Annotated in this window: 14 protein-coding genes, 1 tRNA gene and 1 pseudogene; 4 read left to right on the forward strand and 12 right to left on the reverse strand. The window is 69.8% G+C overall.

Going from position 1 to position 14,594, the window contains the following annotated elements:
* Window positions 1-63: 63 nt before the first annotated feature.
* From IEZ15_RS12295 to IEZ15_RS12330, 8 genes are all read right to left on the reverse strand, one after another.
* Window positions 64-1,713 (reverse strand): long-chain fatty acid--CoA ligase, encoded by a 1,650-nt coding sequence (locus IEZ15_RS12295; protein ID WP_189276523.1) that lies wholly within the window; start codon window positions 1,711-1,713, stop codon window positions 64-66.
* A 143-nt stretch (window positions 1,714-1,856) separates the two neighbouring features.
* A complete protein-coding gene (locus IEZ15_RS12300; RefSeq protein WP_114245605.1) occupies window positions 1,857-2,480 on the reverse strand; it encodes a SigE family RNA polymerase sigma factor in 624 nt (207 codons plus the stop codon).
* Between the two features lie 190 nt (window positions 2,481-2,670).
* Window positions 2,671-3,837, reverse strand: a complete 1,167-nt coding sequence (locus IEZ15_RS12305) for a lipid-transfer protein (RefSeq protein ID WP_189276525.1) — start codon at window positions 3,835-3,837, stop codon at window positions 2,671-2,673.
* Complete coding sequence (locus IEZ15_RS12310; protein WP_229845857.1) at window positions 3,834-4,229, reverse strand: MaoC family dehydratase; 396 nt, start codon at window positions 4,227-4,229, stop codon at window positions 3,834-3,836. Before IEZ15_RS12310 ends, IEZ15_RS12305 begins: the two co-directional genes overlap by 4 nt.
* On the reverse strand, window positions 4,226-5,260 hold the full coding sequence (locus tag IEZ15_RS12315) for an acyl-CoA dehydrogenase family protein (protein WP_189276529.1): 1,035 nt from the start codon (window positions 5,258-5,260) through the stop codon (window positions 4,226-4,228). Before IEZ15_RS12315 ends, IEZ15_RS12310 begins: the two co-directional genes overlap by 4 nt.
* Before the next feature lies 1 nt (window position 5,261).
* A complete protein-coding gene (locus tag IEZ15_RS12320) occupies window positions 5,262-6,221 on the reverse strand; it encodes a bifunctional MaoC family dehydratase N-terminal/OB-fold nucleic acid binding domain-containing protein (protein ID WP_229845858.1) in 960 nt (319 codons plus the stop codon).
* A complete protein-coding gene (locus IEZ15_RS12325) occupies window positions 6,218-7,393 on the reverse strand; it encodes an acyl-CoA dehydrogenase family protein (protein WP_189276531.1) in 1,176 nt (391 codons plus the stop codon). Before IEZ15_RS12325 ends, IEZ15_RS12320 begins: the two co-directional genes overlap by 4 nt.
* 205 nt (window positions 7,394-7,598) lie before the next feature.
* Window positions 7,599-7,910: a hypothetical protein gene (locus tag IEZ15_RS12330; protein WP_189276533.1), complete on the reverse strand. Its 312-nt coding sequence runs from the start codon at window positions 7,908-7,910 to the stop codon at window positions 7,599-7,601.
* 332 nt (window positions 7,911-8,242) lie between these two features.
* Here IEZ15_RS12330 and IEZ15_RS12335 point away from each other — a divergent pair, with 332 nt between their 5' ends.
* The gene (locus IEZ15_RS12335) at window positions 8,243-9,103 is read left to right on the forward strand and encodes a bifunctional DNA primase/polymerase (RefSeq protein WP_189276535.1); all 861 of its coding nucleotides are present in this window, start codon (window positions 8,243-8,245) and stop codon (window positions 9,101-9,103) included.
* 193 nt (window positions 9,104-9,296) lie between these two features.
* Here IEZ15_RS12335 and IEZ15_RS12340 read toward each other — a convergent pair whose 3' ends face one another.
* Window positions 9,297-9,509, reverse strand: a complete 213-nt coding sequence (locus IEZ15_RS12340; RefSeq protein ID WP_093895141.1) for a DUF4287 domain-containing protein — start codon at window positions 9,507-9,509, stop codon at window positions 9,297-9,299.
* A 392-nt stretch (window positions 9,510-9,901) separates the two neighbouring features.
* On the reverse strand, window positions 9,902-10,345 hold the full coding sequence (locus IEZ15_RS12345; RefSeq protein WP_189276537.1) for a hypothetical protein: 444 nt from the start codon (window positions 10,343-10,345) through the stop codon (window positions 9,902-9,904).
* Window positions 10,346-10,548: 203 nt separating this feature from the next.
* Here IEZ15_RS12345 and IEZ15_RS12350 point away from each other — a divergent pair.
* A pseudogene (locus tag IEZ15_RS12350) lies at window positions 10,549-10,962 on the forward strand (NUDIX hydrolase); the annotation flags it as partial.
* Between the two features lie 223 nt (window positions 10,963-11,185).
* Here IEZ15_RS12350 and IEZ15_RS12355 read toward each other — a convergent pair.
* Window positions 11,186-11,272: transfer RNA gene (locus IEZ15_RS12355), tRNA-Ser, on the reverse strand.
* A 50-nt stretch (window positions 11,273-11,322) separates the two neighbouring features.
* Entirely contained in the window at window positions 11,323-12,834 is a 1,512-nt protein-coding gene (locus IEZ15_RS12360) for a S1C family serine protease (RefSeq protein ID WP_189276539.1), read from the reverse strand.
* Between the two features lie 242 nt (window positions 12,835-13,076).
* On the opposite strand from IEZ15_RS12360, the gene IEZ15_RS12365 reads away from it, so the two are divergent.
* Both IEZ15_RS12365 and IEZ15_RS12370 read left to right on the forward strand, forming a co-directional pair.
* A complete protein-coding gene (locus IEZ15_RS12365; RefSeq protein WP_114245593.1) occupies window positions 13,077-13,910 on the forward strand; it encodes a glycerophosphodiester phosphodiesterase in 834 nt (277 codons plus the stop codon).
* 53 nt (window positions 13,911-13,963) lie between these two features.
* Window positions 13,964-14,569: an ATP-binding protein gene (locus IEZ15_RS12370; RefSeq protein ID WP_189276542.1), complete on the forward strand. Its 606-nt coding sequence runs from the start codon at window positions 13,964-13,966 to the stop codon at window positions 14,567-14,569.
* Window positions 14,570-14,594 lie beyond the last annotated feature (25 nt).

A 14,594-nucleotide genomic window follows, 5' to 3' on the forward strand; every position in this document is an offset into this window, starting at 1 on the left:
TGACGACGAGGGCGGTACGGGAGATCCCGTACCGCCCTCGTCGTACTCCCCGACCGGGTCGGGTCAGAGCCGGGTGATGTCCAGCTCGCCCTCCGCGTACTGCTTGCGGATCACTTTTTTGTCGAATTTTCCGACGCTCGTCTTCGGCACCGCCGGAATGAGCGTCCAGCGCTCCGGCAGCTGCCACTTGGCGATGCCGGACTCGGCGAGGAAGTTCCTCAGCACCTCGTACTCGGTGGTGGCACCGTCCTTGAGGACGACGGTCGCGAGCGGGCGCTCGCCCCACTTCTCGTCCGGGACGGCGACGACCGCCGCCTCGGCCACGTCCGGGTGCGCCATGAGCGCGTTCTCCAGCTCGACGCTGGAGATCCATTCGCCGCCGGACTTGATGACGTCCTTGGCCCGGTCGGTGAGGGTGAGGAAGCCGTCCTCGCTGATCACGCCGACGTCACCGGTCTTCAGCCAGCCGTCCTCGCTGAACTTGTCCTCGGGGCGCAGGGCCTCGCCGTCCGCGCCCCCGTAATAGGCACCGGCGATCCAGGCGCCGCGCACCTCCAGCTCACCGGCCGACTCGTTGTCCCACGGCAGATGCTCGCCGCCGGGGCCGACCAGGCGCGCCTCGACGCCGGCCGGGAAGCGGCCCTGGGTGACGCGGTAGGGCCACTCCTGCTCCTCGGTCAGCCCGGCAGGCGGGTTGGCCATGGTGCCGAGCGGCGAGGTCTCCGTCATGCCCCAGGCGTGGCAGAGGCGGACGCCGAGCTTGTCGTACGCCTCCATGAGGGAGGGCGGACAGGCTGCGCCGCCGATGGTGACGCGGGCCATGGAGGTGAGATCGCGCGGGTTGGCGGTGACCTCGGCGAGCAGCCCCTGCCAGATGGTGGGGACGGCGGCGGCATGGGTCGGCTTCTCGCGCTCGATCATGTCGGCGAGCGGGGCGGGCTGCAGGAACCGGTCCGGCATGAGCATGTTGACGCCGGACATGAACGTGGCGTGCGGCAGACCCCACGCGTTCACATGGAACTGGGGGACGACCACCAGCGTGGTGTCCTTGTCGGTCAGGCCCATCGACTCGGCCATGTTGACCTGCATGGAGTGCAGGTAGATGGAGCGGTGGGAGTAGACCACGCCCTTGGGGTCACCGGTGGTGCCGGAGGTGTAGCACATGGCGGCGGCCTGGCGTTCGTCGAGCTCGGGCCAGTCGTAGCCGGTCGGGCGGCCGGCGATCAGCTCCTCGTACTCGTGCACCCGGGGCGCCGCGCCGTCGAGGACGGAACGGTCTCCCGGCCCCGTGACGATCACATGCTCGATCGACGGCAGGTGGGGGAGGAGCGGCACGAGGAGTGGCAGCAGGGAGCCGTTGACGATGACGACCTTGTCGTCGGCGTGCTTGACGATCCAGATCAGCTGCTCGGCGGGGAGCCGGAGGTTGAGCGTGTGCAGGACCGCGCCCATCGAAGGGATCGCGAGATACGCCTCGACATGCTCGGCGTTGTTCCACATGAGGGTGCTTACCCGCTGGTCGCCGTCGACACCGAGCTCGTCGCGCAGCGCGTTCGCGAGCTGCGTGGCCCGCCGGCCTATCTCGGCAAAGCTGCGCCGCTGGGGCTCGGGCTCACCGGTCCAGGTCGTGACCTGGGACTTCCCGTGAATGGTCATCCCGTGTTCGAGGATGCGGGTGACAGTCAGCGGTACGTCCTGCATGGTGCTCAGCACGGCGTCCTCCCGGTGGGCGCTACGCGGCAGTAAGGTTCCGCTGATTCTGCTCACATACCATGCGGTATGTCACTAGTCCCGAGAGTACGAATCGGTGTCGTTCGGCAAAATCAGGCCTGCCCGGCACGCTGCCGCCACCCGGGTCACCGCACCGGAGCCAGCTCCGGGTCCTCCCTGAGTTTGCCGAGCGCCCGCGACACCGCGCTCTTCACCGTGCCGATGGACACCCCGAGCACCTCGGCCGTCTGGGCCTCGCTCAGGTCCTCGTAGTACCGCAGGACCACCATCGCCCGCTGCCGGTCCGGAAGCTTCAGCACGGCACGCCACATCGCGTCGTGGAGCGTCTGGTGCTCGGCCGGGTCGGGGGTCGGCGATGCCTCCTGCTCGGGCAGTTCGTCGCAGGCGAACTCGTCGACCTTGCGCTTGCGCCACTGCGAGGTCCGGGTGTTCAGCAGTGCCCGGCGGACATAGCCGTCGAGCGCCCGGTGGTCCTCGATCCGTTCCCAGGCGACATACGTCTTGGTGAGCGCGGTCTGCAGCAGATCCTCGGCATCGCTCGGGTTCGCGGTGAGCGAGCGCGCGGCACGCAGCAGCACGGGCCCTCGTGCCCGTACGAACGAGGAGAACGACGGATACGGAGCGTGCGGAGCCCGTGAGGCGTACGGAGTGCGCGCGGCATACGGAGTGCGCGCGGCGTACGGGCCGTGCGGGACGTGTCCGATGGCGGCAGCTCCCCCGGAGGTGCCCGTGCAGACTGGCGTGGTCATGGCTCCACGCTAGGAGCGGGCGCCGTCCCGGGGATCGGCCCCAGGTCCCGAACCCGCGTCCGCCTCAGGGTGTAGGGGTAGGGCCTGCTCCACCTCCTGTAGGTGGAGTCGTCGTCATCAGGGCTCAGGGTCGCCCTCCGGCGTCCTGCCCGGACCCGGACGGCACCCCCCTCGGGCAGCTGACCCGCACTCAGCCGTCCGCGCCCAGGATCAGTCCCGAGGTGGGCACGCCGGTGCCTGCCGTGACCAGGGCCCTGGCCGCCCCGGACAGCTGGTTCACCGACGAGCCACGGATCTGCCGGACCGCCTCCGCGATGCCGTTCATCCCGTGCAGATACGCCTCCCCCAGCTGGCCGCCGTGCGTGTTCAGGGGCAGCGCGTCGGCCGCGACGAAGTCGGCGGCCTCGCCCGGTGCGCAGAAGCCGAACTCCTCCAGCTGCATCAGGACGAACGGTGTGAAGTGGTCGTAGAGGATGCCCACATCGATGTCGGAGGGGGAGAGGCCGGAGTTCCGCCAGAGCTGCCGGGCGACCACCCCCATCTCCGGCAGGCCCGTCAGATCGTCGCGATAGAAGCTGGTCATCTGCTCCTGCGCCCGCCCGGCCCCCTGGGCGGCGGCGACGATCACGGCGGGCGGTTGCGGAAGATCCCGGGCCCGCTCCGCGCTGGTGACGACGATCGCCTGGCCGCCGTCGGTCTCCTGACAGCAGTCGAGCAGCCGCAGGGGTTCGACGATCCACCGCGAGGCGGCATGGTCGGCCAGGGTGATCGGCTTCCCGTAGAAGTACGCCGCGGGGTTCCGGGCGGCATGGCGGCGGTCGGTGACCGCGACATGACCGAAGACATCCGGCGTCAGCCCGTAGGTGTGCAGATAGCGCTGGGCGGCCATGGCGACCCAGGAGGCCGGCGTGAGCAGCCCGAAGGGGAGGTTCCAGCCGAGCGCCGCGCCCTCCGCGGTGGGCTCCCGCTGTTGCACCCCGGAACCGAACCTGCGTCCGGAGCGCTCGTTGAACGCGCGGTAGCAGACCACGACGTCGGCCACTTTGCTCGCCACGGCCAGGGCCGCCTGCTGGACGGTGGCGCAGGCCGCCCCGCCCCCGTAGTGGACGCGGGAGAAGAACGACAGCTCCCCGATGCCGGCCGCCTGGGCGACGGTGATCTCGGGGCTGGTGTCCATGGTGAAGGTGACCAGGCCGTCGACGTCGCCGGGGGTCAGCCCGGCGTCGTCGAGGGCGGCCCGCACCGCCTCGACGGCCAGTTTGAGTTCGCTGCGCCCGGAGTCCTTGGAGAACTCTGTCGCCCCGATCCCCACGACCGCCGCCCTGCCGCCGAGCGAGTCGGCCCTGCGCACGCTCATGCCGCCCCCTCCGGAACGCTGATGGTCACCGTGCCGGTGACATGCCTGCCGAGACCGTTGGCTCCGACGACCGACACCTCGGCCGTCCCGTCGTCGCAGAGGGCGGTGACCGTGCCGCTCAGGACCATGGTGTCCCCCGGATAGTTGGGCACGCCCAGCCTGATGGCGACCTTGCGGAGCACTGCGGACGGACCGAAGCGGTCGGTGACGTACCTGCCGACCAGGCCGTTGGTCGTCAGGATGTTCATGAAGATGTCCGGGGAGCCCTTCTCCCGGGCGAGTTCCGCGTCATGGTGCACGTCCTGGTAGTCGCGGGAGGCGATGGCGCCCGCCACGATCAGCGTGCGGGTCACCGCGATCTCCAGCGGCGCCAGCTCCTCACCGACCTTCACTCCGGTCCCTCCTTCACCAGCGACTGGCCGATCTCCTGCAGTACTTCGCTGCCGCATCCCAGATAGGCGTCGAGCTGACGGCCCCAGAGGAAGTGGCGGTGTACGGGATGGTCGAGGTCGGCGCCCGTTCCGCCGTGCAGATGCTGTCCGGCGTGCACCACCCGCTTTCCGGCCTCCGATGCCCACCAGGCGGCGGTCAGCGCCTGCGGTCCGTACGGCAGCCCCGTGTCATACCGCCAGGCCGCCTCGTACGCGGTGACGCGTATCGCCTCGGTGTCCATGTGGGCGTCGGCGGCGCGCAGCAGCACTGCCTGCTTGGTGGAGAGCGGGCGCCCGAACTGCTCCCGCGTGTTCGTGTGGGCGACGGCCCTGGCCAGCGAACCGGCGCACACCCCGGCCTGCAATCCGGCGAACGCAGTCCGGCTCGCGGCCAGCACCGCCTCGTACGCCCCGGCGCCACCGAGCCGCTCCCCGGGCGCCCCGTCCAGGACGAGCCGCGCCGCCGACCACGGCGCCGTGGTCTCCACCGGCTCCGTCGCCACACCCGGATCGGCGGACCGTACGATCCACAGCCCCCGGTCCGAGTCCGCGACGAGGACGAGACCCGCGTCCCGCAGCCACGGCACGTACGGCACTCTGCCGCTCAGCCGCCCCTCGCCGTCCGCGCGTATCCCACCGCGAGCCGGGAACGCCCCGGTGGCGACAGCCGTGCCGTCCCGCAGCGGAGGCAGCAGTCGCTCCCGCTGTTCGTCCGTGCCGTGGCCGACGACGGCGAGCAGCCCGTACACACAGCTCGCCGCGAACGGCACCTGCGCCGTCGTCCGGCCCTGCTCCTCCAGCAGGAGCACCAGGCCCAGCAGCCCGATCTCCTCCACGGCTGCGGTCAGCCCGGCCGCGCAGAGCTCCTTCCACAGCTCGGCGTCCGTCCCCGTGCCGGCTCCGGCCAGGCGCTCGTGCGTCGACAGATCCCCGAAGATCTGCGCCGCCAGACCCTGTGCCGCGGTCTGCTCCTCGGTGGGTGCGAAGTCCATGTCAGCCCTCGCCTCCCCGGAAGACCGGAAGCTCCAACTCCGGGTCCGTGCGGAGGAATTCCAGCCGCACCGGCATTCCCGTCCGCACCTTGTCGTACGGCACGCCGACCACATTGCCGACCATCCGCACGCCCTCCGCCAGCTCTATCAGCGCCACCGCGTACGGCCCGCCCTCCGCGGAGGTGCTGAAGGCGGGGAAGGGCGGGTGATGCATCACGACGTAACTGAAGACGGTGCCCTCGCCGCTCGCCTCGACCGTGTCCCATTCCTGGCAGCCGCACCCGTTGCAGCCGGGCAGCCAGGGGAAACGCAGCGTCGCGCACTCGCCGCACCGCTGGATCAGCAGCCTGTGCTCGGCGACGCCCTGCCAGAACCCGGCGTTGTCCCGGTTGATCACCGGCCTCGGGCGCAGGCTCCGGCCGCCGCGGGGCGCCGTGCGCTTCACCGCTGCCGGTGTGTACTTGAGGATCCGGAAGCGGTGCGTCCCGGCGGGCTCCCCTTCCGCGCGGACGTCCATCCGCGTCGTCACGAAGTAGCCCGTCCCCAGCTTGGTCGTCTTCCGCTCCGAGACCGACTCGATCACCGCGTCGAACGTGATCCGGTCGCCGGGCCGCAGCGGCCGCAGATATTCCTGCTCGCAGTCGGTCGCGACCACCGAGGTGTACCCCGCGCCGTCGAGCAGGCCGAACAGGTCCTCGTACGCCTGGGAGCGGTCGGTGTGCCCCGAGAGGCCGCCCATCGTCCACGCCTGCAGCATCGTCGGCGGGGCGATCGCCTCCGGCCCCGTGTAGGCGGGGTTGGCGTCCCCCATCGCCTCGCACCAGTGCCTGATCATCGGCTCGTTGACGAGGTCCTTGCCGATGCCCTCGGTCGCGGCGGCACGTCCCTCGAACTCCTTGAGCCGCCCGTACAACTGGTCCGACCCGCCCGGTTCCTCCCGCCCTTCCCGCGCGCCCGTCACCGCTTGCCCCTCTTCATGCCGAGCCGCATCGTCGCGACGATCTCCCGCTGCACCTCGCTCACTCCGCCCCCAAAGGTGTTGATCTGCGCCGCCCTGTTCATCCGCTCCAGCTCCCCGTCCCCGAAGGAGCCGGGCGAACCGCCCCGGATCGTCCCGGCCTCGCCCGTGATTTCCTGGCAGATCCGATACACCTCGACAGCGTTCTCGGTACCCACGAACTTCACGCCGCTCGCCTCCCCCGGGGCCAGCGAACCCGCCCCGACATCCCCCACCAGCCGCCAGTTGAGCAGGCGCGTCGCCGCCAGCCGGGCGTACGCCTCGGCCAGCCGGGTCCGCACCCACGGCTCGTCCACCGGACGCCGGCCCGTCAGCGGGTCGGGGGTGCGAGCGAAGGTGAGTGCCGCCTCGTAGAAGTCCTCGGCCTGCATTCCGATGGCGGCGAGAGCCACCCGTTCATGGTTCAGCTGGTTGGTGATCAGCCCCCAGCCGCCGTTCTCCGCACCGACCAGATGAGTGGCGGGCACCCGTATCGCGTCGTAGTAGGTGGATGTCGTGGTCAGCCCGCCCACGGTCTCGATCGGCGTCCAGGCGAACCCCGGGGCGTCCGTGGGGACCAGAATGATCGAGATGCCCTGGTGCTTGGGTGCATCCGGGTCCGTGCGGCAGGCGAGCCAGATCCAGTCGGCGTTCTGCGCATTGCTGGTGAAGATCTTCTGCCCGTCGATCACCCAGGAGTCGCCGTCCCGCACGGCCCTGGTGCGCAGCGCGGCGAGGTCCGTACCGGCCTCCGGCTCGCTGTAGCCGATGGCGAAGACGATGTCGCCGCTGAGGATCCTGGGCAGGAAGTACGCCTTCTGCTCCTCGGTCCCGTATTTCATCAGCGTCGGCCCGACGGTGTTGAGGGTGACCATCGAAACGGGCGCCCCTGCCCGGTAGGCCTCGTCGAAGAAGACGAACTGCTCGTCGGGGCCGCGCCCCCGGCCGCCGTACTCGACGGGCCAGCCGAGTCCGAGCATCCCGTCCGCGCCGATCCGGCGCAGCAGTCGGCGTTGCCCGGCCGGGTCCTCGACCCCGGGCCTCGTCCTCGCGTCCCTCCCGGGCATCACCTTGCGGAAGTACGTGCGGAGTTCGGCGCGCAGCTGTTGCTGACGCTCCGTCTGGGCGAGGTGCACGGCGGCTGCCTCCCGGACACGGGCGTACGGATCAGGGTTTCTGACTGTCCGTCAGATCCGTACTCGCTGTCAAGGTCACCGACACTCCGACACGGTCGCCGGGCAACGCGAAGCGGCCTGCGCAAGGACACCGAAGTACCCTCGCGCAGGCCGCTGTTCAACCAGCCGCGACCGGCCCCCCGACCGGCCCATGGCCGGCCTCGGGTCACCAGAGATTGGTGAAGTTCACCACGACGTTCTCGTTGTGCTGGTGGATCGCCGTGAACGCCGATCCGTTCACCTGCGCGGAGTTGCTCTGGTTCGACGCTCCGGAGCCGACGGCCTGCTGCTGCGACGTGGACGAATTACCGGAGTTGTTGCCACCGACGCCGCTGCCGACGACCGTCGCAACGGCCGCGTTCGATCCGTCGTTCGCGAACGAGCCGCTGTCGGCCTGGGCCACGCCGCTGAAAAGCGCGGCGGCGAGGGGAAGAGCTGCAACAGCGGCGAGGGCGCGAGCGGTACGGATGCTTGCCATGTCAATTCCTCCAGGAAGCGGAAGTACGGCTTGTCCCGAGGCAGTTGGCCGACCGCCCCGGTGTTGGTCACGACGTCGCGAGACCAGAGTTGCCCACCGAATCCCCGGCGAACCACCCATGTGATCCGATTCCCTCGCAAGCATGATGAACACCCGATAAACCTTCTCGCGCCCCCAAAGCCCCGGCTCACGCCCCTCCTGCGCCCCTTTCCGCCCGATCCCGCACGCCCCGAAGAGCCCGATCCCGCACGCCCCGAAGAAGCGTTTCGGCACCCGACCCGCCAGGCCCCGCCCCTCTTCCGTTCTTCGAACACCTGTACGAAAATAAAGTCATGGCCATCACCGACCGGCAGACCGCCACCCTGGCCCTCGCCCACGCACTCTCCGCAGCCGAGCGCGGGCTCCCCGTCATCCCGCTCTCCGCCGGCAAGCTCCCCGCCCTGCCTTCTCCGCACCGGAACGAAGACCGGCCGGTCACCTGCCGGGGCACCTGCGGCCTTCCCGGACACGGTGTCCACGACGCCACCACCGACCCCGCCGCCATACGCGCCCTCTTCGCCGCCGCCCCCTGGGCCACCGGATACGGCATCGCCTGCGGCCGGCCCCCGCACCACCTCATCGGCATCGACCTGGACATCGACACCACCGGTCGCAACGACTCCGCCGTCTCGCTCCAACAGCTGGCACTGCACCACCTGTTCACCATCCCGCCGACCGTCACGGTCCTCACCCCCAGCGGCGGCCGTCACATCTGGCTGACCGGCCCGCCCGGCGTTTGCGTACCGAACTCCGCGAGCCGGCTCGCCCCCGGCATCGACATCCGCGGCGCCGGCGGCTACCTGGTGGGCCCCGGCTCGGTCACCACCCGTGGCACCTACCGGCTCGCCCCGGGCACCGCCGACCTCCCGCCGGCCCCCTGCCCCCGCGCACTCCTCCGCCTGCTCACACCCCCCGCACGCCCTCACCACCCCAGTCCCCGGACCGACCAGGGCCGGGGACTGGTCCGGTTCGTCCTGGCAGCACGCGAGGGTCAGCGCAACACACGGCTCTTCTGGGCAGCCTGCCGCGCCTACGAGCACGGCTTCGGCGACGCCCTGGCGGACGCCCTCACCCACGCCGCCGTCCGCACCGGCCTCACCGAACGCGAAGCCCGCGCCACCATCGCCTCGGCGGCCCGCCTCACCACGGGCTGACGGATCAGGGACGACGCAAATCGGGACGCCTCCGTAAATCTGTAGGCAGCCGCGGACCCGCAACCCGCTGCAACGTTCCTCCGTGGCCCCTGCCGGACCGCCGGACCCCTGCGGTGCGGCACAGGTCCGGATCTTGAGAATCCCGGTCGGCGCCGGCTCTCGCCCAGCGCGCCATGGCCGCCCGGTCGGTCGCCTACTTGTTGCTGTCCTCTGCGAGAGTGTGGGCGACGAGAGCATTGGCGTGGCCATGCCCCAGCCCGTGTTCGGCCTTGAGCCAGGAGACGATCTCCATGTGCTTGCTCAGGTGGGAGGAGCGGATGAGCTCCTTCCACTCCGCAATGGGGCGCCCGTACTTCTTCTCGATCGAGGGGAAGTAGCTGGCGGGGCCCTTCACGGTTTCAGTCATGTCGGCAGTGTCCCATCCGTTGATATGAAGTGATGCTGATACGACTGAGCGAGGGAGGAAAACTCATCGCTCGGCAGTCGAAGTGGGACGGGAAAGGACGTCCAACCGGGCGCGCCAGCCAGGAGGGCGCTCTCTCCCCCGACCGCTCGGGAAACCACAGGGGACGACGTGACCTTGCGGACAGCGCGCACGACAACGGCCCCCGGCCGATTCACCAGGTCAAGGGCCGTTCATCTGCGTGGGTGTGGGATTTGAACCCACGGTGACTCGCGCCACGACGGTTTTCAAGAGAGCCCTGCGGGACGCCTCTCCCACGTGGCCGGCCTGCTCATTCCCCGCCCTCCGGGCCCAGCGCCGCCTCCGGCGGCCCACACCTGCTCCACTGGGTCGGCTCAGTCGCCGGAGAAGCCCCAGAAGTAGATCTCCTGCGGCTCCCCCTGGTCGTCATGGAGCACGGCGCATCGCCCGTACCAACGCCAGTGGTCGAACTCCTCGAACCTCGGCACGTGCGCCCGAGTGAGCTTCCGCGTGCCCAGGACACGCAGCGCCTCCTCCCCGGTCACCTGCTTCATCGTGGAGTAGTCCGGCTCCTCGTCCGGCCCGATGATCCGGAAGATGTCGAGGATCGAGTGCGTACCTTCGTGCTGGACGAGCTCGTGCTCCCACAGCTCCTCCTCGGTCTCGGGCCACGGCAGCCGTTCCTCCTCCGGCCCCCAGTCGCCACCCGGACCCCAGTAGTACTCCCGCTCCTCGAAGACCTTCCGCCTCAGCGCATCGAACGCCCCGACGAGATCCTCCTGATACGGCACCGAGTAGTCCCACCCCGACGCGCCCATACGTCCCTCCCACCCAGCTCAGCCAGAACGGACCGGACGTTAACAGCGGCCACTGACATTGATACTCGTACGCGGCCCCCGCATCACGTTGCGATCTCGTGGGTGCATACGCACCAGATACTGACGTGAATCCTGGTCGAACCCAGCCTTGGTCAGCCGGAGTCAGTTGCTGCTCTGCGATCGATCGAGAGGGGCCGCGTACGTTGCAGTGGAAGATCCACGGGCAACGTCCGATCTACGAGAACAGCTGGGTGAACGTGTGGCTCACCGACGTCGAGACGCCGGACGGGAACCGCTGGGAGCACCACGTCGTCAAGCTCCGGCACCTGGCCGTGGCCGCCGTCGTCAACGAGCGGCGCGAGGTTCTGATGATGTGGCGGCACCGCTTCATCACGAACGCCTGGGCGTGGGAGCTGCCCATGGGTCTGGTCGAGGAGGGCGAGACGCCGGCTGAAGCTGCTGCCCGTGGGGTACTGGAGGAGACCGGCTGACGGCCCGGCCCGATCAAGCCGCTGATCTGAGCCGAGCCGGCCAACGGCATCACCGACTCCCGGCGCCACGCCTTCCGGGCCGACGGAGCCACGTACGAAGGTCCGCCGACCGAGAAGAGGAAGTCTCGTGCATCAGCTGATCGCGAGCCCGCACAACGGCACGTTCCTCGTTGCCCGCCCCGACTCCCGGGGCGGAATGCGGAATACAGACCCGGCGCCCTCGCACTCCTCACAACGAGAGGTGCGGGAACTGCGGTGGCAGCGCGGATCAAAGTGAGACAGGCAGCATGCGAAAGGGGCGCCCCAGTCAGGGGCACCCCTTGTGACCAGCGCAGACGCTGACCTGCTGCGGTGGGTGTGGGATTTGAACCCACGGTGACGTCGCCGCCACGACGGTTTTCAAGACCGTTCCCTTAGGCCGCTCGGGCAACCCACCCCGCGCCCTCGGCCCATGGACCGAGGTTGACGCGAGGACAGCCTAGCCGGTCAGCTGTCGCCCTTGCGCTCCCCCAGGGTGACTTCGGCCGTTGCCGTCTTGCCGTCGCGCTTGTAGGTCAGTGTCACCCGATCGCCGGGCTTGTGGGTCCAGATCTCGCCGATCAGGGTCGGGCCGCTGTCGATCACGGTGTCGTTGAACTTCGTGATGACATCGCCCCCCTTGAGGCCGGCCCTGTCGGCGGGGCCGCCCTTCGCCACGGCTGCCGTACCGCCCGTGCCCTGGTCGGGAATGGCGGCGCCGCCGGTCCTCTCGTCCATCGTGACCGTGGCGCCGATCACCGGGTAGACCGGCTGACCGGTCTTGATCAGCTGCTGGGCGACGTTCGCCGCCTGGTTGATCGGGATTGCGAAGCCGAGGCCGATGGAGCCCGCCTGCGTCTGACCGACACTGCTGCCGGTCGACTGGATGGCCGAGTTGATGCCGATGACCGCGCCGCGCGCGTCGAGCAGCGGGCCGCCGGAGTTGCCCGGGTTGATCGAGGCGTCGGTCTGCAGGGCGCTCATGTACGAGTTGCTGCCACCGGAACCGTCTCCGGAGGCGACCGGGCGGTTCTTGGCGCTGATGATGCCCGTGGTCACCGTGTTGGACAGACCGAACGGGGCGCCGATCGCGATCGTCGAATCACCGACCGCGACCTGGTCCGAGTTGCCGAGGGACAGCGGGGTGAGCCCCGCCGGCGGGTTCTTCAGCTTCAGCACGGCGACGTCGTAGCCCTGCGCCCGGCCGACCACCTCGGCGTCGTACTTCTTGCCGTTGGAGAACGTCGCCGTGAGCTGGCCACTGTCCGCGGCGGAGGCCACCACGTGGTTGTTCGTGAGGATGTGGCCTTCCCTGTCGTACACGAAGCCGGTGCCCGTGCCGCCCTCGCCGTCACCGCCCTGCGCATCGATGGTGACCACGCTCGGCAGCGCCTTGGCGGCCACTCCCGCTACCGTGCCGGGTTCGCGCTTGAGGTCCTGCGGGTTGGCCGACGCCGCGACCGTGGTCGAGCCGTCGTTCCGGTCGGCCGCCCAGTAGCCGAGGGCGCCACCGATACCGCCCGCGATCAGCGCCGCCGCCACCACCGCGGCCACCAGACCGCCCATGCCCCGCTTGCGGGGGCCTTCGGGGGAGGCGAGCTGGGCCGGGGCGCCCCAGACCGGACCGGCACCGCCGCCGTCCGCGCCGTGGTGCGCGTACGCGGGGACGGCGGGAGGGGGCGGGGGCCAGTTGGCTGCGGCGGCCGACTGGAGCCCGGGGGGAGGCGTACCCGGCACGGAAGCCATGGGGGTGGTCGCGGTGGCCGGTCCCTCCGTCGGGGGGTACGGCTGCTGCGCCCGGGGCGACTGCTGCGCGGCTGCCGCGTCCGGCGTCTGCGGGTACGCCGGGGCGTCAGGCGTGGACGCGGGCGTGCTCTCAGGTGACCCCTGAGGAGCATCGGCCGGCACTGGAGGTGCGGACGGAACGGACGGAACGGCCTCGGCCGCAGTGCCCTCGTTGCCCTCGTTCTCTGTGCTCACAGCTCTTTAACTCCTCGGTTCCACATCATTTTCGGCAAGAGATCCGCTGTGCACGTGTCCCGGGACAGCTTTTCCCAAGGCACGTCAGGCCACTGTAAGCAGGACCTGTGCATCCGCACGCCAATCTTTACATCCGGCAAAACGGTCTCCCGGTACGAGGCCCCCACAGCCACGTCGCAAGGTGCGGACGCCCGTGGCGCAAGCTGTACGCAGCAGTCGCTTCTCGGTGACACGATGACGCAGTGACCCACGCACGGCAGCAATCCACGCACCATTCCATCCAGGTCATTGCCCACCGAGGCGCGTCCGACGACGCCCCCGAGCACACCCTGGCCGCATACCGGAAGGCGATCGAGGACGGCGCCGACGCGCTGGAGTGCGATGTACGGCTCACCGCCGACGGCCATCTCGTCTGCGTACACGACCGCCGGGTGAATCGCACATCCAACGGCCGCGGCGCCGTCTCCGCGCTGGAGCTCTCCGACCTCGCCGCCCTCGACTTCGGCTCCTGGAAGGACCGCGAGGAGTCGGAGTCCCCGGACTGGGATCCGGTACCGGGGGAACTCACCTCAGTGCTGACTCTGGAGCGACTGCTCGAACTGGTCGCCGAGACACGGGCAGCCGGGCGCCCGCTCCAGCTGGCCATCGAGACCAAGCACCCCACCCGCTGGGCGGGCCAGGTCGAGGAGCGGCTGCTGCATCTGCTGAAGCGCTTCGAACTCGACGTCCCGCCGGCCGAAGGCCCTTCGCCGGTACGGATCATGAGCTTCTCGGCACGCTCCCTGCACCGCATCCAGGCCGCGTCCCCCACCCTGCCCACCGTCTATCTGATGCAGTTCGTCTCGCCGCGCCTGCGTGACGGGCGGCTGCCGGCCGGGGCACGGATCGCCGGCCCGGGAATGCGGATCGTACGCAGTCACCCCGGCTACATCGAGCGGCTGCACCGTGCGGGCCACCGCGCTCATGTCTGGACGGTCAACGAACCCGAGGACGTCGAGCTCTGCATCGATCTCGGCGTCGAGGCAATCATCACGAACCGCCCGAAGCAGGTTCTGTCACAACTGGGACGCTCTTAACATCAGTTACACGGAGTACACCGGCGCATTCGAACCGTATTCGATCGTTACGAGTGCGTCACTGGCAGGCGATTGGCCGGTTTCCGGTCCAGTCCAGGGGGGCATCCACTCCGTGGCGTGGGGCAAAGGAGGTCTCGGGGGTGGCGTTGGTGGTGGCACAGGAAGTGCCCACGTCGTCGAGCATGGCCGTACCCCATGGCCCTGCGGGCGTGGGTCAGGCGCGGCACCGGATGCGTGAGCAATTGCGCGGCTACGGGGTGCCGGATTCGGTCGTCGACGATGCTGTATTGATCCTTTCCGAACTGCTCAGCAATGCCTGTCGGCACGGCAGGCCGCTGGGACGGCACACAGATGTGGGTGACGGCGACATCCGCGCCGCATGGCGCGTGGACAGAACAGGTGGCCTGACCGTCGAAGTGACGGACGGAGGCGGTCCGACCCGACCGATTCCGGCCACACCGTCGGTGACGGCGCGCGGCGGCCGCGGGCTCAACATCATCAGCGCGCTCGCCGAGGAGTGGGGCGTACGCGACAGCTCGTCCGGCGAGGTCACCGTCTGGGTCCTCGTCAGCGAGGGGCCCGGGCGGGTGTCCGGAGTACAGGGTGTGTCGGGGCTCGACGGGCTGGGCTTCGCGGACGCCTTCGACGACATGGGCTGACGTTCCCGCACGGGTACGGATGCCT

This window comes from Streptomyces atratus (assembly GCF_014648655.1).
Lineage (GTDB): Bacteria > Actinomycetota > Actinomycetes > Streptomycetales > Streptomycetaceae > Streptomyces > Streptomyces atratus.